Here is a 20,814-nt window from a genome sequence, read left to right as displayed (position 1 = left end):
ACGCACCGGAGTCGCCGATGTCTGTCGACAGCACCCACAGCCCCGAGGCCGCCACGGCACAGCCCAGCGTCGCCAGGATGTTCTTCGACCGGGTGGAGAAGTCCGCCCAGCGCGAGGCGTTCCGGCGCCTCGACGGTGGTGCCTGGCAATCGCTGACGTGGCAGCAGGCCGCCGAGGAGGTCGAGGCGCTGGCGGCCGGTCTGCTGGCCCTGGGCATCGAGCCCGAACAGCGGGTCGCGATCGCCTCGAGCACCCGTTACGAGTGGATCCTGGCCGACCTGGCGATCATGTGCGCCGGCGGCGCGACCACGACGGTGTACCCGACGACCAACGCCGCGGACACCGCCTACATCCTCGGCGACTCCGAGTCACGCGTCGTGTTCGCCGAGGACACCGCCCAACTGGACAAGCTGCGGGAACGTCGCGAGGAGCTGCCGAACCTGGACAAGGTGGTGCTGTTCGACGGCGCCGGGGACGGCGAGTGGGTGACGACGCTGGCCGACGTCATCCAACTCGGCCGCGACCACCTGCGGTCGAATCCGTCGTCGGTGCGTGACCGTGCCGACACCATCACCACAGATCAGCTGGCCACGCTGATCTACACCTCGGGAACCACCGGGAAGCCGAAGGGTGTGCGGTTGCCGCACCGGGCCTGGGTGTACGAGGGCCAGACGATCGCCGGTTTCGACATCCTCGGCGAGGACGACCTGCAGCTGCTGTGGCTGCCCCTGGCGCACGCCTTCGGCAAGGTGCTGATCTCCGCCCAGCTCGCCTGCGGCTTCGCCAGCGCCATCGACGGCCGGGTGGACCAGATCGTCGCGAACATGGGCACGGTCAAACCGACGTTCATGGGCGCCGCACCGCGCATTTTCGAGAAGGCCCACGCCAAGGTCGTCACCTCCCAGCACGGCGCCAAGGAGAAGCTGTTCAACGCCGCGTTCGCGGTGGGCCGTCAGGTCAGCAGGTTGCGGCGGGCGGGGAAGCCGGTGCCGCCACACCTGAAGCTCGCGCACGGACTGTTCGACCGCCTGGTGTTCAGCAAGGTGCGTTCGGTCTTCGGGGGCCGCATCCGGTTCATGATCTCGGGGTCAGCGCCGTTGAACAGCGACATCGCCGAGTGGTTCCACGCCGCCGGGCTGCTCATCCTCGAGGGGTACGGGCTGACCGAGACCGCGGCCGGCGCGTTCATCAACCGACTGGAGCACTACAAGCTCGGAACCGTCGGGCAGGTGTTCGACGGATCCGAGGTGCGGATCAGCGAGGACGGCGAGGTCCAGATCAAGGGGCCGTGCGTGATGGACGGCTATCACAACCTGCCCGACAAGACGGCCGAGACGCTGACCGACGACGGCTGGCTGCGCACCGGTGACAAGGGGCAGGTCGACGACGACGGCTTCCTCACGATCACCGGCCGGATCAAGGATCTGTTCAAGACGTCCGGGGGCAAATACGTCGCGCCACCGGCCATCGAGGGCCGGTTCATGGCGCTGTGCCCGTACGCCGGTCACATGCTGGTCTTCGGCGAGTCGCGGAACTTCTGCGTGGCGCTGTTGACGCTGGATCCCGACGCCATCGCGGGGTGGGCTGACGAGAACGGGCTGGGCGGTACGTCGTACGCGGAGCTGGTGAAGTCGGACCGGGTGCGGGAGATGGTCGGCGAGTACATCGATCGGTTGAACTCCGAGCTGAATCGCTGGGAGACGATCAAGAAGTGGGAGATCCTCGACCACGACCTGTCGATCGAGAACAACGAACTCACGCCGTCGCTGAAGGTCAAGCGATCGGTGGTCGAGGAGAACCAGAAGAGCCTGCTGGACTCGTTCTACTCGTAACGAACGACGCCGCCCGTGTTTCCGGTTTGTTACCCCGGTTGCGGCGGATGTGGTTCGGCCACAAGGTATGACGGTGACTGTCGCCGAACCCTCCGCGCGCACCGACGGCACCTACCGCGACAAGATCGTCGCCGTGGAGCCCGGCGGTAACGAAGCCATCGCCGACGCCGACCGGCACGGCACGCCGCGCCAGCTGCTCTGGACGTGGGCGTCGCCGAACCTCGAGTTCGCCACGATCTTCCTCGGGGTGCTCGCGGTCTCGTACTTCGGCATGACGTTCTGGCAGGCGACCGCCGGCGTCGTCGTGGGCGCCGGGCTCGGCGCGCTCGCGCACTACTTCCTGTCCGCGCGCGGCCCGCGACTCGGTGTGCCGCAGATGGTGGTCGGGCGGCTGCCGTTCGGCTTCCGTGGCAACGCGTTGCCCTCGGTGCTGATGGCGATCACCGCCGGGGTCGGCTGGTTCGCCACCAACAGTGTCAGCGGTGCGTTCGCGCTCTCGACGCTGTTCGGCATCGGCCCGCTGTTCGCCCTGGTGCTGGTGGTCGTCATCCAGACCGCGTTGGCGTTTTTCGGGCACAACCTGGTGCAGGCCTTCGAGCGGTGGGCGTTCCCGGTGCTCGCGGTGATCTTCGCGATCACCTCGGTGGTCATCATGGCCAACGCCGATCTCGGAGCCCCGGCGGTCGAGGGCGGTGTCGGCGGGCTGGGCGGCTTCCTGCTGACGGTGGGCACCACGTTCGGGTACGTGGCCGGGTGGGCGCCGTACGCCGCGGACTTCAGCCGCTACCTGCCGCGGACGGTCTCCCCGGTGCGCACCGGCCTGTTCGCCGCCGCCGGACTGTTCTCGGCCTGCACCATTCTCGCCGTCGTCGGCGCGGCGTCGGTCACGATCGTCACGGCCGCGACCGGCAACCCGACCGATGCCTTCACCAGCTCGCTGCCCGCCTGGCTGGCCGCGGGCACCCTGCTGGCCATCACCGTCGGAGCCATCGCGGCCAACGCGATCAACGTGTATTCGGCCGGGATGGCCTTCGTCACCACCGGCGTCAAGCTGCCTGCCCACATCGCGCGGGCGCTGGCCACGGTGTTCTTCGGGGTGGCCGGCTTCCTGATCGCCTGGTGGGCCCTGGCCGACGCCGCGACCAGCTACAAGAGCTTCCTGTTCGTCATCGCGTACTGGGTCGGCCCGTGGCTGGGCGTCATCTTCGCCGACCAGTACCTGCGCCGCGGTCAGCGGGTCGACGGGCTGCTCTACGACCGCACCCACTCCAACTGGCCGGGGCTGCTGTCGTTCCTGATCGGTCTGGTGGTCTCGGTGCTGCTGTTCTGCAACCAGGAGCTGTTCGTGGGGTATGTGGTCCGGGCGGTGCCCGAACTCGGCGACATCGGCTTCTTCATCGGCTTCGTACTCGCCGCCGGGTGTTACCTTGTGCTGTGCCGCAACAAGATCCGTACCGACAGCAGCCTCCTGTGACCGCCGCCCAGATGCTCGAGGTGGCCTACGGCGAAGCCCGGCAGGGCCTGGCCGAAGGTGGAATCCCCATCGGGGCCGCCCTGTTCGGCGCCGACGGGACGCTGCTCGGCAGCGGGCACAACCGCCGTGTGCAGAACGACGACCCCTCGGTGCACGCCGAGACCGACGCATTCCGCAACGCCGGCCGCCAGCGGGACTACCGCTCGACGATCATGGTGACCACGCTGTCACCGTGCTGGTACTGCAGTGGGCTGGTGCGCCAGTTCAACATCGGTGCGGTGGTGATCGGCGAGAGCCGGACCTTCAGCGGCGGCCACGACTGGCTGGCCGAGCACGGCGTGGACGTCACCGTCCTCGACGACGAGCGCTGCATATCGATGATGACCGACTTCATCGCCGCCGAGCCGGCACTGTGGAACGAGGACATAGGAGTCGCGGAATGAGCGTGATCGCCACCATCGACCTGACCCGGTGGCGCGCCGGGGGAGTCGAGGCCGACGCGGTGGCGGCCGAGGTCGACGCCGGGCTGCAGCGCGCCGGCTTCGTCCTGGTCACCGGCCACGGTGTGGACCCCGCCCTGGCCGCCGACGTGCGAGCCGCCGCGCGCGCGTTCTTCGCGCTGCCCGACTCCGTCAAGCGGCGCTACTCGGTGCCGGTCGGCGGGCACGGCTGGATCGGTCCCGGCGCCGAGGCCAACGCCTTCGCCGAGGGCACCGAGACGCCGCCCGACCTCAAGGAGAGCTACAGCCTGGGCGCCGAGACGGTGACCGGCGACCGGGAGGTGGACCGAATCTGGTTCGCACCCAACGTCTGGCCGTCCGAGGTGCCCGAGCTGCAACGGCTCGTCACGGCCTACACCACCGAGATGCGCCGGGTGTCCGACGAACTGCTCGCGCTGTTCGCCCACGCCCTGCACCTGCCGGACAACCCTTTCACCCAGCTCGCCGACCGGCCGACGTGGACGATGAACATCAACCACTACCCGCCGGTCAGCGTCGTCGGGGAACCGGAGGAGGGGCAGTTCCGCATCGGTCCCCACACCGACTTCGGCACCGTGACGATCCTGGACCGTGAGCCAGGAGCCGGTGGGCTGCAGGTGTATTCGGACGAGGCCGGCTGGGCGGATGCGCCCTACCGGCCGGACGCGCTGACCGTGAACATCGGGGATCTGCTCGAGTATTGGAGCGGACGGCGGTGGCCGTCAGGCAGGCACCGGGTGCTGCCGCCGCAACCGGAGGCGCCGGAGGAGGACCTGGTCTCGCTGATCTACTTCTACGAGGCCAATCACGACGCCGTCGTCACCCCGCTGGCGCCGCCGGTCGGCAAGGTGGCGGACCTGGATCCGGTCACGTCGTCGGACTTCATCAAGGAGCGGTTGGACGCGATCACCGTCAGTTGACGGTGAACACGATCGAGTGCCACCCCGTCGATCCGTCCGGCACCGGACCGGGATTGATGAGTCGCAGCCGTTCCTCGGGCTGGGTGAACCCGGCGCCGTCGGTGGCCCGGCACGTGACACGGTGCGGGCCCGCCGGCAGCCGCTTCGTCAGCCGGAACATCCGCCACGTGTAGGGATTCACCTCGGTGGCGAGGTCGGCTGTCTCCCAGGGGCCGTCGTCGAATCGCACCTCGACCCGGCTGATGCCCCGGCCCTGCGCCCACGCCGTACCCGCCACCGTGACCGCCCCGCCGGGCACCTGCTGGAATGACCCCGGCGCGTCGATGCGGGAGGACACCTTGATCGGCACCACGCCGGGCGGTTGTCCGTCCCAGCCGCGTGCCACCCAGTAGGGCTGCACGTCGTAGGTGGCCAGCTCGAGTCCGGTGAGCCACTTGGTCGCCGAGACGTACCCGTACAGCCCGGGCACCACCGTCCGCATCGGGAACCCGTGCTCGGGCAGCAGCGGTTCCCGGTTCATGCCGATCACCAGCAGCGCGTTGTCACCCGCGCGGCGCAGCAGGTCCAGCGGCGTGCCGACGGTGAAGCCGTCCACCGAGCGCCCGATCAGCTGGGTGGCCTCCGGCCGCACGCCCGCCCGGTCGAGCAGGTCGCGCAGCGGGACGCCGAGGAAGTTCGCCGTGGACACGTACGGTCCGCCGACCTCGTTGGAGACACACGTCATCGTGATCGTCTTCTCGACCAGCGGCATGGCGCGGATCTCGGCGAAGCTCAGCCGCAGTTCGCGCTCGACCAGCCCGGTGATCGACAGCGTATGGTCTTCGGCGCGCACCTGCGGCACGGTCAGGTTGATGTCGATCCGGTAGAAGTCGGCGGCGGCGGTGAGGAACTCCGGTGTGCCCGATTCCGGGAACGCCGCACTCGCGGGGATGGGTGGCGCCGGAATCGCAGGCCTCAGCGGGCCGATGGCCGCGCGGGAGGCCGCCACGTCGACGCGACGCTCCAGCAGCGACCCGGCCACCCCGGCGACCGCCGCACCGGCCGCCACCCCGGCCGAACCGATCAGGAACCGCCTCCTGGTCAGTGGCCGCCCCGGCGTCCCGGCGGTCGGGGCCGCCCACCGGTGCAGAACCACGAACGTCGCCAGACCCGCCAGCAGCGCGCCCGCCGGGGCCAGCAGCCCGAGCGGCGCCGGCGACTGTTCCCGCACCGCCAGCACGCCCAGCACACCGAGTCCGGCGAGGGCCACCAGCCCGGGCCAGACGCGTCGCCGGGACAGCACGCCGAGCCCCACCCCGGCCAGCAGCAGCGTCACCGCCATCCCGGCGAGCAGCGCGGGTTTGTCCGCGGTGCCGAACGTGGCGATCGCGAAGTCCTTGACCGGCGCCGGTGTCCGGTCGATCGCCGCATCACCCACGGCCAAGAGCGGCGACGCGCCCGGCGCCAGCACCGCACCGGCCAGCAGATGGCCCGCGGCCAGCGCGGCCCCGACGGCCAGGACCCCGGTGAGCGCGGCGGCGCGCGGCGACAACATGACCGGCATTCGGTGCGGACTGCCCGCCGGATCCTTGCCGAAATCTGACGTCGGGCACCGTCTGCCAGAATGGCCGCCATGCGCGTCTACCTCGGCTCTGACCACGCCGGCTACGAACTGAAGCAGGCCATCATCGCCCACCTCGAGCGCGCCGGCCACGAGCCGGTCGACTGCGGGGCCTTTACCTACGACGCCGACGACGACTACCCGGCGTTCTGCATCGCCGCCGCCGAGAAGACCGTCGCCGACCCGGGCAGCCTGGGCATCGTGCTCGGCGGGTCGGGCAACGGCGAACAGATCGCGGCCAACAAGGTGCCGGGTGCCCGCTGTGCGCTGGCGTGGAGCGTCGAGACCGCGTCGCTGGCGCGCGAACACAACAACGCCCAGCTGATCGGCATCGGCGGCCGCATGCACTCCGAGGCGGATGCACTGGCCATCGTCGACGCGTTCGTCAACACGCCGTGGTCGAAAGCGCAACGGCACCAACGCCGTATCGACATCCTCACCGAGTACGAGCGCACCCACGACGCGCCCCCGGTGCCGGGCGCCGCGTCATGATGCGGGCGTAGCCGCGATGCCGGAGGGCCACACGCTGCACCGGCTCGCCCGGCTGCATCAGAAGCGCTTCAAGGGACAACGGGTGCGGGTGCTCAGCCCGCAGGGCCGGTTCGCCGAGGGTGCCGCGATGGTCGACGGACGCACCTTCACCGGGGCCAGCGCATGGGGTAAACACCTGTTCCACCACTACCGCGGCGGCCGCATCGTGCACGTGCACCTGGGCCTGTACGGGCGGTTCGACGAGTTCGCGCTCACCGCACAGGACCCGCCGCCGGATCCGGTCGGCCAGGTGCGGATGCGCATCGTCGGCAGCGAGTACGGCACCGACCTGCGCGGTCCCACCGCCTGCGAGGTGGTCGACGAGGCGCAGGTGTCCGACATCCTGGCCCGCCTCGGCCCCGATCCGCTGCGTAAAGACGCCGATCCCGCGCCGGCGTGGACGCGGATGAACCGGTCCCGCCGACCCGTCGGTGCGCTGCTGATGGATCAGGCGGTGATCGCCGGCGTCGGCAACGTCTACCGCAACGAACTGCTCTACCGGCACCGCATCGACCCGTACCGGCTGGGGACCAACGTCGAGGCCGGCGAGTTCGACGCGATGTGGACCGACATCGTCGACCTGATGAAAGTCGGTGTGCGGCGGGGCAAGATCGTCACGATCCGGCCCGAGGACGACCACGGTGCCCCGTCGTACCGCACGGGCCGGCCCCGCACCTACGTGTACCGCCGCGCCGGTGAGCCGTGCCGGATCTGCGACACGCCGATCAGCACCGCGGTTCTGGAGGGGCGCAACCTGTTCTGGTGCCCCACCTGCCAACACTGACACCTAGCCGCGCGCCCGCCCGCCGTTGACGCGACAATCGGCCGGTGGAACTGATCCTGGTCGTCGTCGGCGCCATCATGGTCACCGCCCTTGCACACCGTCGCGGTCTGGAACCGGCGCTCGTGCTGGTCGTCGTCGGGTTCGCGGTGTCGTTCGCGCCGGGCTTCGAAGGCATCGAACTCCAATCCGAGGTGCTGCTGTCGGTGGTGCTGCCGCCGCTGCTGTACTCCGCGGCACTGAACTTCTCGTTCCCGACGTTCCTGCGCAACATCCGCCCCATCCTGGGCCTCGGGGTCGGACTGGTCGTCATCACCACGTTCGCGGTGGCCGGGGTCGCGTCGTGGCTGGTGCCGTCGCTGACGTTCGGCACCGCGCTGATCCTCGGCGCGGTGGTGGCGCCGCCCGACGCGGTGACCGCGGTCGCGGTGGGCCGCCGGCTCGGGCTGCCCAAGAAGGTGATGGCGATCCTGACCGGGGAGAGCCTGGTCAACGATGCGGCCGCGCTGGCGCTGTTCTCGATCGCGGTGGCGCAGGTAGCCGGCAGCCGCGCGTTCATCGAGAACCCGGTGCTGCTGTTCAGCTACAGCGCACTGCTGGGGCCGCTGGTCGGTGCGGCGCTGGGGTACGTGACGCTGTGGATCCGCCGCCGGCTCGCCAACCCCGGCCTGGAGACCATCCAGGGTCTGGTGGTGCCGTTCGCCGCGTTCATCTCCGCCGAACACCTCCACGCGTCCGGAGTGCTCGCGGTGGTGGTCGCCGGCTTCGTGGTCGGACACGGCTCGCTGGACGCGGGCTATCAGACCCGGCTGCAGGAGCGGTACGTGTGGAACTCGGTCGACGTGATGCTCGAGGCGTTCGTGTTCGCCTACATCGGCCTGCAGTTGCGGTTCATCCTCGAAGACCTGCAGGAGGCGCATGAGTCGCTGACGGAGGTCGCGCTGGCCTCCGGTGTCGTCCTGCTGGTGGTGCTGCTGATCCGGCCGGCGTGTGTGTTCCTGATGTTCAGCCGGGGGGTGCTGTCCCGCAAGGTGAGCGGTCGCGGAGACCGCCGACGACGTGAGGGACCCGGACGACTGTCGGCGCTGGTCGACCGGCGCCGGCTGACCTGGCAGGAGAACGTGGTGGTCTCATGGACGGGGATGCGCGGGGTGGTCACGCTGGCCGCCGCCTCGGGGATCCCGCTCACCACTGTCGACGGAGAGGCGTTTCCCGAACGCGCCACCATCCAGGCGATCGCGTTCGCGGTCAGCGTGGGCACCCTGCTGCTGCAGGGTTGGACGCTGCCGGTGCTGATCCGTTGGCTGCAGCCGTCTTTCGGCGCCGATCAGCACTTCGACGAGGAGGAGACCCGCAAGGCAGAAGAGGTGGTGCACACCGCGGCCGACGACATCCTGGCCCGCTTCGCCGACAATCCGCCGCCGGGACTGGACGCGGCGACCCTGGCCAATATCCGCAAGACCATCGCCCGGCACGCACAGGACGCCGACGAGATGCCCGATCCGGATTCACACACCCTGCGCGCGGAAGTGTTCTCGGCGCTCTACCGGGAGGTGCTGTGCGCGCAGCGCAGTGCGTTGATCGCCGAACGCGACGCGGGACGCATCGAGGACGAGGCGGTGCGGACCATGCTCGAGCGACTCGACCTGCAGGAGGCCGGGGTGTCGGCGCGGCTGGAGAGCCGGTTCTGACGACGGCTCTAGAAGCCGCCGAAGTCCCCGCCGAAGTCGCCGCCGCCGAAGTCGCCCCAGCCGCCGCCGTCGCCGCCGCCGTCCCAGCCACCCGCGTCGCCGCCGTAGTCGCCGCCGCCGTCCTGGCCCTCACCGAAGCCCTGGTCGTAGCCTTGCGCGAAGCCCTGCTCGTAGCCGGTGCCTGCCATCCCGGAGAAGAGCGAGCTGAACAGCAGCATCGAGCCCACGCCCCACGCGCCGGCCACCAGGGCGGGTTTCCACCACGGCTCCGAGTACCAGCCGGCCGGCACCGGCCGGCCCGCGACGTTGCCGCCGGGGTAATAGTTCGGCGTGCGCTGCGACGGGGTGGGCGACGCCTCGATCTCGCGGCCTTCGAACTCGACGCGACGGTCTTCGGTGACCGCGCCCGCCGACCGCTGACCGCTCAGCGCCTCGAGTTCCGGCCCCGGGTCCATGCCCATCGCGGTGCGGGCGGCGCGGACGTAGTAGAGGCCCTCGATCGCGCTCTCCTTCGCCAGCTGCGCCTGCCGGACGGAGTTCGCCTGATCGATCTGCGACGCCGCCGCGGTGTAGCGCTCGGAGGCGTCGGCCATCGCCTGCTTGGACGCGTCGTCGGTCCCGGTCAGGTTCAGCACCTGACCGCCGAGGCGTTCGATCACCCTGCGGGCGTCGGCCTTTGCGTCGTCCAGCGATTCGGCGTTCCGCCGCCCCGACGCCTTGGACGAGCTGTAGACCGCCAGCGCGAGCGCGGCGACCACCACGATGATCAGGACCACCAGAACGCCGTTCATGCGTCCAGCGTACCGACAGGTTCGGGGGCTTCGCGGTGCGCGAAAAACCCGGGTGGCCGGCCCTCAGGGATGGGTGCGGGCCGCCCCGCGGCGACGTCGCCAGAACCACGCCGCAGCGACGGCCAGCGCCGCGAGGACTGCAGCACCCGCCCCGAGCGCCACCCACACCGATGTGTCGGTGGAGTTCTGCGGAGGTGGCGCCGCGGTGTCGTCCGCTCCGATCGACAGGTTCGTGACATCCCCCGCCGCACCGGCAGCCAGGACGTCGCCGTCCAGACTCGACCATCCGTCCGGCAGCTGGTCGATGTAGCCGAAGAGCGGTTCGACGAGGGTCCAGGCTCCGCTGGTGGTGACCAGGACGACGGCCCGATCGCGTGGTTCGTCGGCGAACGCCTGGATGGAGCCCAGCCCGCTGGTGATGTCGGCCCGCAATTCGTCGCCCAGGTCGATCTGGACCTCGGCGCTCTCCCCGCCGACCGGGGGGCGGATCGACGTCTGGTCGACGGTGGCCGCGTTGGCCACGATCAGCGCGCCGATCCGGGCGTCGGCCGCGGCCTTGACATCGACCACGCGGGGGACGAGCGGCGTATCGGTCAGCCGCGCGATATCGGCGATCACCCGGGTGGCGTAGTGCAACTGGTTGGGGTTGCTGCCGTCGAGCGCGACGAGAAACTCGGGGCTGAATTCCGACGGCAGCGCGCCGAACCCGGTGAGGGGCGGACCGCCGCGTTGAATCGTCAGCGTCGACTGGGGATCGAGCTCGAATGTCAGCGGTGCGATGGTCGGCGAGCACAGCTGGCGTGGGCTGAACGTGAGATCGAACTCCAGATTGATCCGCTGGTCGAGGTCTTCGCCGGGCACATCGAATACGGCGTCGACGCGGCCGTTCTCACGCAACGGTGTGGTGTGCACGGCGCGGCCGTTGACGCTGACCATCAATGATGCCGAGTCCATCGGCTGCACCGGCGTATGTGTCGCGAGCAGGTGTACCCGCAGGCCTTCGACACGCCCGGCGCCCAGCGCGGCGCGGTCGACGCCCACGGTCATCGTCGAAGTCCGCAATACCGAACTCTCACCGCTCATGTCCAGGTCGTCGAACGTCACCTCGTCGACGCCGGCGTCATCGTCGGAGCCCGCCTTGTCGACGCGGGCCTCGGGCACCTGAACCAGCGACTGCAGCTGATTGGCCACCAGCGACGCCTGCGCGGCCAGCTGGTCACCGCGCCCGTTCAGCTCGAGATAGACGTCGGGTCGGTCCGGGTTGACCACGTTGAGCGCGGCGTCGCCGTTCTCCACCACGACCGCGCGGGTGAACTGCGGTGCTTCCGGGGGCGTGGCCCCACGGGGGTGTTTGACCACGGTGATCACCGGCGACTGCGGCCGGTACATCCGCGCCACCGCTGATGCCAGGGTGAGCACCGCCTGCTCCTCGGCGTCGTCGGCGTCGATCGGTGCGTAGATCGTGAGCCGTTGCAGCACAGCGGGAAAGAAAGTGGCGACCGTGGTCGGCGCGGGTTCGATGCCGGCGTACACCACGGCGAGGTCGCTCAGTCGGACCCGCTCGCCGAGGCCGCAGCGTTCGGTGGCGGGCCGCGGTGCCTCCCGCACGGCGAATGACAGCCCGAGTTCGGCGGTGCGCACCCGCGCCGGCGAGATGTCGATGTCGAAGGGCACCACCGCCTGCTCCGGCGCGACAGCGGGAAGATTCACCGTGCCCAGGAATGTGCCCGAGCTGTCGGAGATCTCCACGAAGCCCGCGCCGAAGTCGACCGGCGCGTGGATCAGTCCACGCAGCCGGACGGCGGCGAACCCGTTCGGTACGGGCACCGAGAAGTCCTGATTCGCGTCCGCGCCGACCAACGTGACGTCGCCGGGCAGGCCCAGCGTCCGCCACGGCAGCGTCACGTCGGAACCGGCGGCCGGGTCGGCGTTCAGCGGTGCGGCCTGGGCTGCGGCCGGCGCGCCCAGAGCCGCCACCATCAACACCGACGACACCAGGCCGGCGACCCGGCGGATGAACCCAACAGACACCGATGCTCCAGTCTCGAGTCAGCGGGCTTCCCGAATCACCCCTTGGACGCCGGAGGTTACCGGCAAACCCGCGCCGCAGAAAGTTGACGCGCCGCCCGCTGCATTGAGCCCCGGCGTGGCTAGGATCCGCCACGGATACCTGTGTCGGGCCCGGCGAAGTGCAACAGGGCCATTACGATATTGGTCGCATCGAGGGTCAGGACGGAGTGCCGCACAGTTGTCTGCCAATGGGTCGAGAGTTCCGGCACCCGCGATCGCGACGATTTCTTCGCTGGAATCGCGTCTTGTCCGGCTCAAGTTCCTCGCCGCCGCGGTGCTCGGCGTGTGTGTCGGTGCGCTCGTCGGGGGGCTGTCGCTCGCCGCGATGGGGACCGATACGACGGCGACAGCCTTTGTCCGTCTGGAGAACCCAGCCGATCTGACCGCGATCGCGGCCGGCGCCAGTCAGGTCACCCCCGACAATCAGGGCAATACGAGCTATTTCGTCGGCGGGGAAATCGCCTATCTGTCCGGCGAGGGCTTCGCCCAGGCGGTAGCCAAGAAAATGGCGATGGACGAGCCGGCGATTCTGAATGTGGCTCAAGCCGGTGACTCCTCGATGGTCACCATCAGCAATAGCAGCAAATCTCGCGACGATGCCATCCGCACCGTTCAGGTGGCCATCGACCTGTATGGCCAAGAGCTCGCCCAGCGAGTTGACGAGCAACTTCGAACCATCCTCGCCGCGCTGTCACGCTGGGAGCAGACCGGTGCCGGCGACTCCGTGAGGATGCAAGAACTCGGGCGGATCAGGGCGGCCGTCGAGCTCCAGGCGAGCGAGGCCTCGACGTTGCTGATCGTGCAGCCGCCGACACCGAACGACGATGCGTCCCAACAGTGGCTGGTGGGGGTGCTGCTCGGTGGACTCCTCGGTGGCTCGGCCGCGGTGGCGATCGTGCTGATGCGGCGGCGGCGGTCCGGCCGGGCGGCGATGACGGTGACACTGATCGACAGCGTCGATGACGTGCTCGTGCCGGCGGTGGACCTCGGCGCGGTGTCGCCCGACAATCGCGACGGCGAGCAGGCCCGCCTTGCCCGCACTCTCTACGCGCAGTGCCCGTCGCGGTCCCGGGGCGGCGTGGTGCTGGTCATCGGCGCGTCGCCATCCTCGGGCAGCGCCGAGGTGGCGTCACTACTGGAAGTCGGTGCGGCCGAGCAGGCCCCGTCGGCCCGGGTGCTCCACGGTGGAGTCGTCGGCGACCCGACGCTCGCCCCCGATCTGATCGCCGCCGCCGCCGGGATCGTGCTCGTGGCCCGCATCGACGCCGACACCGCGGCGCAGGCGGCGACCCTGCGCTCCGCGATCGGGGACAGCCAGGCCCCCGTGGTCGCAGCCTTCACCTATCACCGCCCCGGCGGCGGTGCGCACTGGAAGAAACGGCAACCCGAGGATTCCTCGCGGCAGGGCGTCGACGACGCAGAGCGGAGCATGCAGTGACGGTCGCGATCGTTCACGAACGCTTGACCGAGATCGCCGGATCAGAACATGTCGTCGCCGAGTTCGCGCGCCAGTGGCCGGACGCGCCGATCGACATCCCGATCGTCGATCCCCGCGTCACCGCCGCGTTCAGCGCCCGGGTGCGGACCGGACCGCTCTCGTCGGCCTACCGCGCGGCGCGCTACCGGACCTATGCGCCGTTGCTGCCGCTCGTGCCGAGCTGGATGAAGCGGCGGGATTTCGGTGCGGCAGAGGCCGTCCTGATCAGCCACCACGCGTTCGCGGCTGCGGCGGTTCATGCGGCCGGCGCCATCCCGACGATCGTCTACGTGCACTCACCGGCGCGCTGGGCGTGGGACGAGGCGATGCGCCGCGAGGAGGCGTCGTCGCTGCCCGGCCGCGTGGCGTTGGACGCCCTGTCCCGGCTGGCGATCGCCACGGAGCTGTCCGCCGCACCCCGGATCACCTCCATCGTGGCCAACAGCACCACTGTGGCGCAGCGGGTGAGGGAGCACTGGAACCGGGACGCGCAGGTTGTGCACCCACCGGTGAACATCGACCATTACACACCCGACCCGATGTCGCCGCGCGGTGACTACTTCCTGCTGGCCGGGAGGCTGGTGGCGTACAAACGCCCGGACATCGCCATCCGGGCGGCCGTGGCGGCCGGCGTCAAGATGATCGTCGCCGGGGACGGCAGAGAAGCTGCCAGATGCCGACAGCTCGCCGAGGGCGGGGACGTCACCTTCGTCGGCCGGGTCTCCGACGAGGAATTCCGCGAATTGTACCGACGCGCGAGGGCGATGGTCATGCCGGGGGAGGAGGATTTCGGCATCACCCCGGTCGAGGCGATGGCGTGCGGCACCCCGGTGATCGCGCTCGGCGTCGGCGGCGCCCTCGACAGTGTCGTCGACGGTGTCACGGGGACGTTCGTCACCGGGCGTTGTGACGCCGAGATCGTCTCCAACTTCGCCGAGGCGTTCGCCTCCTTCGATGACCGCCGCTTCGATCCGGTGTCGATTCGCGCACGGGCCGAGGAGTTCTCCCCGGAAGCGTTCCGCGCCAAGATGACCGACGTGGTGGCGCAGACATTGGCGACCCACCGCCGTGCCTGACAGCAGGCATCTGCAGACCGGTGTGCAGGTGGTCGCCGGTCTGGCGTTGAACGTCTTCCCCGCCGTTTTCATCGCCATCTACGCGCGTATCGCGCCGATCGAGACCCAGGGTTTCCTCGCTCTGGCGCTCGCCGTCGGCGTGTACGTCGCGCAGCTGTTCAACGCCTTCATCGTCGAGGGTAGGTTGGCCACTCCGGACGCCGAGGGACAGCTCGGCCTCCCGACGTGGGTGGTGCTGTTGAGCGCCGCCGCCTGCGGATTGCTGGTCTTCGGCCCGCCGGTCGCCTCCTCGGCCGTCCTGATGGCGAGCGCGATCGGGGTGATGACCGGTCTGCTCATGACCCGCTCGATCGGGGTGGTCACCGGCGAGTGGAAGAACGAGGGCGCGGCCGCCGGAGCGTTGATCGTGGCCAGCCTCATCGCGCTGGTCATGGCCGACCAGGGCAGTCCGCACAGTGTGCGGGTGTTGGCGATCGGCGCCCTGCTCGCTGTGGTGGCGCGGTACCGACCGCGAAAGGCCATGCCCAGGATGGGTTTTCCGCCGGACGTTCGCAGATCCGGCTGGGTCACCGCGGAGACCGCGGTGGTCGGCGCAGTCCAACCGGCGATCACCTCACTGCTGCTGGTCCTCGTGGGACCGGCCGCCTCCGTCACGTTCCGCGTCATCTCCACCGTGGCGGGCGCCTTGGAGCCGATTCTCGCCTACGGGCGTTACCGTCTGCTGGCCCACGGGCACCGGGGTGAACTGAAGGCGTTCGTCGCGGTGTTCGCGGTCGGGATGGTCGCGGTGCTGATCGCCGCGTTCGGCGGCCTCGGCAGCCTGGTGTTCGGTCCCGCGTGGCAAGACGTCGGAGTCGCCGCGATGCTCCTGGCCTGTCTGTGGAAAGCGTTCATGCTGGTCTCGACCGTTCCGTTCGCCGCGCTGCGCAAGGCCGGCAAGACCGTGCTGGTGTTCTGGATCCGCGGTCTGAGCACCATCGTCTACCTGGTGATCAGCGTCGGCCTGCTGTTCGTGTGGCACAGCACCGCCGCGATCTTCCTGGCTTTCGTGGCCGCGGAGATGATCACCGCGCTCGTCTACCACTACGCCGCGGTCAAGGGGGCGCCGGATTACGCGGCGACCTTCGGTGCGCGACGACTGCGTCAGCGGTTCGGCTAGCGATGTCCTCCGCCGCCCGCCCGCCCGCATGGTTCAGCCCGGCGGTGCTGATCCTGGCACCGGTGACCCTGTCGTTTCTGGCCTGGTCGGCCCTCTACGCGCGCCGGCAGTTCGGTGGTCCGCAGGCCTCATCCGAGGCATTGACCGGTTTCGCAACCCCGGCCGAGGTCAGCGGGCAGGGCGTCGCACTGCTGCTGCTGTGGTACTGCGCGATCGCGATGGTGTCGATGGTGGGATTCTGGTGGGGGGCAGGGCGATCACGACCTGCCACCGACGACCGGCCGACCGACACCGCCTGGTTCGAGCGGCGCTACTTCTATCTCATCCTGGCGGCCGGCGCCGTCGGAGTCGGGTACTCCTTCATGAAGGTGGGCGGCCCGTCGGCGATCGTCGCCTCGCTGAGTGAACAGACCGCCAACGATTTCAGCAATGCGCTGTCGGGATTCGCGGGTCCGCAGACCCTGCGGTACGCCACCATTCTCGCGGCGCCCATCGGCGTATACCTGTGGCGCAAGAAGGTCATCCGGTGGCCGTACATGGTTGCGGGGGTCCTGCTCCTCATCTCCAACGCCATGATCGCCTCGAGGCTGGCGCTGCTGATGTCCTGCGTCGTCTACCTCGCGGTCTGGGTTCGGGGACGCCCGCCACGTTCGGCGGCGGGCGGAGCGGGTGCGCGGACGTGGGTGACCCTCGCGGTGATCGTGCTCTGCGGATTCGCCGTTCTCACCGCGCTCAACTATTTCCGCAACGCCAACTACTACCGGGATGCCGGGGTGTCGAATCCGGTGGCCATGAACCTGTATCAGTCGGGCGCCTACCTCGCGGTGCCGGCACAGGTCCAGATCGGAGTCTCGGATGCGGTGGCCAGCGGGGCCTGGGAGAAGCAGGTCGGTCCGGTCGCGTCGCTGGACGCGGTGAAGCCGACCTTTCTGCAGTTCAACAAGGTGGCCAAGGACGACAGCTGGAAGCAGGCCTCCGTCTACGGCTACTCGGTGACCTTCGCCGGCAACTTCTTCACCAATTCCGTGTTCGCCGACATCTATTCGGAGCACGGCGCCTGGGGGTGGCTCTACACCATCGTGGCCTACGGATTCGCCGGATACGCGTTCGCACGGATATTCAGCTTCAGCCCGGTCATCGCCGGGTCCGCGGGTGTGGTCGCGTATTGCTTCCTCGAGGTGTGGCGGGTACAGATTCTGGTCTACGGGATCGTCATCTTCCTTCTGCTGTTGACCGCTGCCGGCGCACTGGTCACCGCGCGCACGCGACCATCGAAGGACGAGCCACCGGCGGCGTGACCGTCAGACCGCGGATGGCGAGCGGCGTCTCGCCGATGTCGTCCGAGCACGGAGCAGGCGAGGACAGTTCGACGGGTACCCACGCGTCGTCGGCGGCCGGCCAGCCGATCGTCAGCTGATTGATGACGCCGTCGGAATCGTCGAGAAGCACACAGTGATCGAGGTCGCCTTCGGGGCGGTCCGGCCGCGTGATCGCCACGCTGAGGTGGTCGACGGTGAGCGCCTCGGCTTTCACCGCCTGGAACGCGGCGACCGGTTGGGCGTGGCGGATCGTCAAGGTGCCGAACGCGATCGCGTTCGCGTTTCCCACCCCCACGCCGCCGTTGCCGCCCGTCGTGGAACTGGCCGTGACGCCACAGTTGTCGATCCGCATACCGTTGACCGAGGTCTCGGTCAGCGACTCGGCACGAACCGCCCAGGTGGGGCAATCGTCGATCTTCGCATCGCCGACGTGCACACCGAAGTCGGTGAATCGCCGGTCGCCGGACGCACCGGGCCGGGCGAGCAGGTGGATCCCCATGTCGCAGTCGGTCGCGGTGACGTCGTCGAGGCGGATCTCGCGACTGGCGACGTAGTTCCACCCGACATCGGTGCCCGGTTCGGCGGAGTCGATGAGGAATGCCGAACCGGCACGGACGCCGACGACGTCGAGACCCTCGACGGTGACGCGGTTGGCACCCGCCAGCCGGACACCGTTGGCCCGGCACCCGAACACGTTGACGTTGGCGACGGTGAACTCCGCATTCGACCAGTCGGTGAGTTCCGGGAACGAAAAGGTGTGTGACGCGGGAGCGAACGTCGGTTCGGGGTCGTGATACGTCACCAGCGCGAGCCCGTCGTCGCCGGTGTTGACGGCGCTGTACTGGTCCACCGAAGCCCGTCGGCAGGCGTTGAAGTGCAGGCCGTCCGCGCCGCTGTCGGTCACGCGCAGCCCGTTCACCGTGATGCCGGAGACCCCCATCATGATCACCCCTGTCTGCGGGCTCGACCGCACGGTGCAGTCGGACACCGACACGTCGGTGACCGGCCTCGGCGGTCCGGACCAGCCGCGCGGCTGTTCGTCGCCGAGGTCGGGACAGCCCTCCACCCTGATGCCGTCACCGAGGGATCGCTGTGCGCCGTCCGCCCACCGGATGTTGAGCGCATTCAGGCGGATTCGGGACGCCGGACCACGGATGAGCAGGCCGTGACTGCTACCGGTCCGCGTGGTCGGGTGGAGGTTGTCCAGGTACAGCTCCGCGCCGGGGTCGAACTCGACCACGACGTCGTCCATCTCGGCAATGACGACGGCGGCGCCGCCGGGGGGCCAGCGCTGCGCGAAGCGGTATGTGCCGCTGGGGAACCGAAGCGTGCTGCCCGAGTGAAGTGCGGAGGCGGCGGCCCGGATCGCCTGCGAGTCGTCGGTGATCCCGTCGCCCGTGGCGCCGTGGGCGCGCACGTCGACCACGGTGCGACGTCGGTTCATCGAGCACCCCGCGAGGGCGGCCGAGGCGGCGGCGGCGGACGTGCAGGCCAGCAGCTCGCGCCTCGACATCTTCACGTACGGCTGCCGACGAGTTCGGCGCAGATCATATCGGCCGCGGCGGTCGCGCAGATCTGCTGTTGGCGCGCCAGCACATGGGCGTGGCCGCGGTCGGCCAGCTCCGCTCTCGCCCCGTCGTCAGAACAGTACTTCCGAAGCAGGTCGGCCAGTTCCGCGGGCTGATGCGGGTCGAAGTAGTCGGCGCCGTCGCCGCATGTCTCACGCAGCGCGGGGATGTTCGAGGACAGCACCGGTGTGCGCGAGGCCATGGCCTCGAGCGGGGGGAGGCCGGCGCCCTCGTGCAGGGAGGGCATGATCAGCAACTCCGCGGACGCGACCAAGGACCGCAGCGCGGCGAACGGCAGCTGACCGGTCACCACCACGCGATCCGGATCGCTCTCGGCGAGCCTGCGGACCCGGTCGTCCAACGTCCGCAGGGATGCGCCGCCGCCGGCGATCACCAGCTGGTGGGGTATCTCCCCGGCGAGGCCAGCGAACACGTCCAGAACGAGCGGAAGGTTCTTGTAGATCTTGGTGTTTCCGACGTACAGCAGATAGCGACCCCCGACGGGCGACTGGCTCGGATCGGCGGGACTCAACCACACCTCATCCACGGGAATCGGTGTCACCGAGACCGGTGCGGTGGGCTCGATGTCCTTCAGCGTCGTGGCCGTCGCCTCCGACACGGTGAAGATCCGGCGGCAGAACCTGGCATCGGCAGCCAGCATCGCGCGGGCATACAGCCGGCGGGCCCGGCTCTGCCCGCTGATGCGCTCGGGCAGAAGGTGGATCGTGTCATGCACGGTGACATACAGGGCGGTCCCGCGGTGGCCCGGCAGAAGCCGGGCCAACGGGTACGGATAGTGCGGCAGCCATACCGCCCGCGGCCGGGTGGCGTCGAAGGCGCGGCGCCACACCGATTGTTCGGCGACCGAGTACATCGGGGCCTGCGCCGGGGATGCCGGGATGACACGGGTGCCGGGTTGCAGCGCCGGCACGGCATCCGGGTCGGCGAGAACCGCCAGGGTCAACCGGTCGCGAGCCGCCGCCTCCTCCAGATACGGCAGCTGCGTGCGGATGTAGGTTCCGATACCACTCTGGCGGATATGCCGGGCATCGAAGAGGAGATCGACACGGCGGTCCCGAGTCCGCGGATCAGTCACGCGCCCTCCAAATTCGTTGAATACTCAAACCAGGCTACGTCGCCGAGGAGCGTCCCGACTCGTCACCGCTGTTCATGTCCTTCACCGCGGGCGGGTCGGATACCGTTTCCTCCGTGACCGGTTCACTGACAGGGTTCGACGAGTGGCTCAACCGACGGCTCGAGGACTGCGCGCGTGATGCGGGCGAGGACGTCGTCTCGTATGTGGCCCGTGCGGTGGCGTCACAGATGGTCGCGGATCTGAGGCGCACCGACCGCGCCTCGATCAAGGACCTCATGGCTCATCTCAACGAGTGCAAGGTGTTTGCCGAGACCGAGATGCCCAGTGTCGAGTCGGAGGTCACCGACCCCGACCGGTTGCGTGCCCTTTATGCCACCGGGCTGCTGGACTCGCCTCCTGAAGAGGCTTACGACCGCATCACCCGGGCGGCGGCCGCCGCGCTGGACGCCCCGTCGGCGGCCATGTCACTGATCGACGTCGACCGGCAATTCTTCAAGAGTTCGGTGGGTATCGAGGGCGGCGTGCGGCAGACGCCCCTCGAGCGGTCCGTCTGCCAATACGCGGTGGCAAGCGGCTCGGCGTTATTACTCGAGGACGCCAGGACCGACCCGGTGTTCAAGAATCATCCGGCAGTGCGCGACGGAACCGTGGTCGCCTACCTCGGAATCCCGTTGACCGATAAGGAGGACAACGCCGTCGGAACGATCTGCGTATTCGACGTCAAGCCGCGGCTCTGGGGCACGGGCCACGTCCGCATTCTCACCGATCTCGCCCAACTCGCCGCCGAGAAGATGTTCGGCTCCGACGCCGGGCAGCAGTAATTCCGACGCTGCCTCGCGCCGAGGAAATTCGTATGGCTAGCTAATGGTCAGCGGGGCGCGATCGAATTACTCCACGTAGCCCGCCTGCCCCCTATAGGGTTGAAAGTGCAAAGGCTTGCCCGGGGGAAG

At 69.3% G+C, this 20,814-nt stretch carries 17 protein-coding genes; 12 read left to right on the top strand and 5 right to left on the bottom strand.

All coding sequences use genetic code 11. The features are described 5' to 3' along the window. Positions 1-17 precede the first annotated feature (17 nt). From E4P42_RS07205 to E4P42_RS07190, 4 genes are all read left to right on the top strand, one after another. The gene (locus E4P42_RS07205) at positions 18-1,832 is read left to right on the top strand and encodes a long-chain fatty acid--CoA ligase (RefSeq protein WP_135124523.1); all 1,815 of its coding nucleotides are present in this window, start codon (positions 18-20) and stop codon (positions 1,830-1,832) included. A 67-nt stretch (positions 1,833-1,899) separates the two neighbouring features. Beyond that, entirely contained in the window at positions 1,900-3,306 is a 1,407-nt protein-coding gene (locus E4P42_RS07200) for a cytosine permease (RefSeq protein WP_135124521.1), read from the top strand. Continuing rightward, positions 3,303-3,749 carry a nucleoside deaminase gene (locus E4P42_RS07195; protein WP_245233918.1) on the top strand — a complete coding sequence of 149 codons (447 nt, stop codon included), beginning with the start codon at positions 3,303-3,305 and terminating at the stop codon, positions 3,747-3,749. The genes E4P42_RS07200 and E4P42_RS07195 overlap by 4 nt, the downstream gene beginning before the upstream one ends. Beyond that, complete coding sequence (locus tag E4P42_RS07190) at positions 3,746-4,705, top strand: isopenicillin N synthase family oxygenase (protein ID WP_135124519.1); 960 nt, start codon at positions 3,746-3,748, stop codon at positions 4,703-4,705. The genes E4P42_RS07195 and E4P42_RS07190 overlap by 4 nt, the downstream gene beginning before the upstream one ends. Here E4P42_RS07190 and E4P42_RS07185 read toward each other — a convergent pair. Further along, entirely contained in the window at positions 4,698-6,239 is a 1,542-nt protein-coding gene (locus E4P42_RS07185) for a molybdopterin-dependent oxidoreductase (protein WP_167759389.1), read from the bottom strand. The two genes, E4P42_RS07190 and E4P42_RS07185, sit on opposite strands and share 8 nt — an antisense overlap. Positions 6,240-6,317: 78 nt before the next feature. Here E4P42_RS07185 and E4P42_RS07180 point away from each other — a divergent pair, with 78 nt between their 5' ends. Genes E4P42_RS07180 through E4P42_RS07170 form a run of 3 tightly spaced genes read left to right on the top strand, consistent with a single transcriptional unit; the run spans position 6,318 to position 9,308 of the window. Further along, complete coding sequence (locus E4P42_RS07180; RefSeq protein ID WP_209305723.1) at positions 6,318-6,797, top strand: ribose-5-phosphate isomerase; 480 nt, start codon at positions 6,318-6,320, stop codon at positions 6,795-6,797. A gap of 16 nt (positions 6,798-6,813) precedes the next feature. Beyond that, a complete protein-coding gene (locus tag E4P42_RS07175) occupies positions 6,814-7,620 on the top strand; it encodes an Fpg/Nei family DNA glycosylase (protein WP_135124513.1) in 807 nt (268 codons plus the stop codon). Between the two features lie 44 nt (positions 7,621-7,664). Beyond that, positions 7,665-9,308, top strand: coding sequence for a Na+/H+ antiporter (locus E4P42_RS07170; RefSeq protein WP_135124511.1), 1,644 nt, complete (start codon positions 7,665-7,667; stop codon positions 9,306-9,308). Between the two features lie 8 nt (positions 9,309-9,316). Here the strand turns inward: E4P42_RS07170 and E4P42_RS07165 are convergent, their stop codons facing one another. Together E4P42_RS07165 and E4P42_RS07160 are read right to left on the bottom strand one after the other, a co-directional pair. Continuing rightward, positions 9,317-10,099, bottom strand: coding sequence for a DUF1542 domain-containing protein (locus tag E4P42_RS07165; RefSeq protein WP_135124509.1), 783 nt, complete (start codon positions 10,097-10,099; stop codon positions 9,317-9,319). A gap of 63 nt (positions 10,100-10,162) precedes the next feature. Beyond that, positions 10,163-12,130: a cellulose biosynthesis cyclic di-GMP-binding regulatory protein BcsB gene (locus E4P42_RS07160; RefSeq protein WP_135124507.1), complete on the bottom strand. Its 1,968-nt coding sequence runs from the start codon at positions 12,128-12,130 to the stop codon at positions 10,163-10,165. A 217-nt stretch (positions 12,131-12,347) separates the two neighbouring features. Here E4P42_RS07160 and E4P42_RS07155 point away from each other — a divergent pair, with 217 nt between their 5' ends. The 4 genes from E4P42_RS07155 to E4P42_RS07140 are packed head-to-tail and all read left to right on the top strand — an operon-like array spanning position 12,348 to position 17,179. Then, the gene (locus tag E4P42_RS07155; protein WP_135124505.1) at positions 12,348-13,607 is read left to right on the top strand and encodes a hypothetical protein; all 1,260 of its coding nucleotides are present in this window, start codon (positions 12,348-12,350) and stop codon (positions 13,605-13,607) included. Beyond that, positions 13,604-14,722 carry a glycosyltransferase gene (locus E4P42_RS07150; protein WP_135124503.1) on the top strand — a complete coding sequence of 373 codons (1,119 nt, stop codon included), beginning with the start codon at positions 13,604-13,606 and terminating at the stop codon, positions 14,720-14,722. The genes E4P42_RS07155 and E4P42_RS07150 overlap by 4 nt, the downstream gene beginning before the upstream one ends. After that, positions 14,715-15,881 (top strand): hypothetical protein, encoded by a 1,167-nt coding sequence (locus E4P42_RS07145; protein ID WP_135124501.1) that lies wholly within the window; start codon positions 14,715-14,717, stop codon positions 15,879-15,881. Before E4P42_RS07150 ends, E4P42_RS07145 begins: the two co-directional genes overlap by 8 nt. 2 nt (positions 15,882-15,883) lie before the next feature. Next, the gene (locus E4P42_RS07140; protein ID WP_135124499.1) at positions 15,884-17,179 is read left to right on the top strand and encodes an O-antigen polymerase; all 1,296 of its coding nucleotides are present in this window, start codon (positions 15,884-15,886) and stop codon (positions 17,177-17,179) included. Here the strand turns inward: E4P42_RS07140 and E4P42_RS07135 are convergent. Continuing rightward, positions 17,133-18,713: a glycosyl hydrolase family 28-related protein gene (locus tag E4P42_RS07135; protein ID WP_245233928.1), complete on the bottom strand. Its 1,581-nt coding sequence runs from the start codon at positions 18,711-18,713 to the stop codon at positions 17,133-17,135. The two genes, E4P42_RS07140 and E4P42_RS07135, sit on opposite strands and share 47 nt — an antisense overlap. A 2-nt stretch (positions 18,714-18,715) precedes the next feature. Beyond that, positions 18,716-19,864 (bottom strand): glycosyltransferase family 1 protein, encoded by a 1,149-nt coding sequence (locus E4P42_RS07130; protein ID WP_135124495.1) that lies wholly within the window; start codon positions 19,862-19,864, stop codon positions 18,716-18,718. A gap of 125 nt (positions 19,865-19,989) precedes the next feature. Between E4P42_RS07130 and E4P42_RS07125 the strand changes: the two genes are divergently transcribed. Further along, positions 19,990-20,685 (top strand): GAF domain-containing protein, encoded by a 696-nt coding sequence (locus E4P42_RS07125; RefSeq protein ID WP_135124765.1) that lies wholly within the window; start codon positions 19,990-19,992, stop codon positions 20,683-20,685. Positions 20,686-20,814 lie beyond the last annotated feature (129 nt).

The sequence above is a fragment of the Mycobacterium sp. PS03-16 genome (assembly GCF_004570325.1).
Lineage (GTDB): Bacteria > Actinomycetota > Actinomycetes > Mycobacteriales > Mycobacteriaceae > Mycobacterium.
Note: the sequence above shows the minus strand (reverse complement) of the source record. Positions and strands in the feature narration are given on the sequence as shown.

What these genes read in the sequence shown, in the direction of transcription:
- E4P42_RS07205 (WP_135124523.1), top strand. Translation starts at nt 18, where the DNA reads ATGTCTGTCGACAGCACCCACAGCCCCGAGGCCGCCACGGCACAGCCC.
- E4P42_RS07200 (WP_135124521.1), top strand. Translation starts at nt 1,900, where the DNA reads ATGACGGTGACTGTCGCCGAACCCTCCGCGCGCACCGACGGCACCTAC.
- E4P42_RS07190 (WP_135124519.1), top strand. Translation starts at nt 3,746, where the DNA reads ATGAGCGTGATCGCCACCATCGACCTGACCCGGTGGCGCGCCGGGGGA.
- E4P42_RS07185 (WP_167759389.1), bottom strand. Translation starts at nt 6,239, where the DNA reads ATGTTGTCGCCGCGCGCCGCCGCGCTCACCGGGGTCCTGGCCGTCGGG.
- E4P42_RS07180 (WP_209305723.1), top strand. Translation starts at nt 6,318, where the DNA reads ATGCGCGTCTACCTCGGCTCTGACCACGCCGGCTACGAACTGAAGCAG.
- E4P42_RS07175 (WP_135124513.1), top strand. Translation starts at nt 6,814, where the DNA reads ATGCCGGAGGGCCACACGCTGCACCGGCTCGCCCGGCTGCATCAGAAG.
- E4P42_RS07165 (WP_135124509.1), bottom strand. Translation starts at nt 10,099, where the DNA reads ATGAACGGCGTTCTGGTGGTCCTGATCATCGTGGTGGTCGCCGCGCTC.
- E4P42_RS07140 (WP_135124499.1), top strand. Translation starts at nt 15,884, where the DNA reads ATGTCCTCCGCCGCCCGCCCGCCCGCATGGTTCAGCCCGGCGGTGCTG.
- E4P42_RS07135 (WP_245233928.1), bottom strand. Translation starts at nt 18,713, where the DNA reads ATGTCGAGGCGCGAGCTGCTGGCCTGCACGTCCGCCGCCGCCGCCTCG.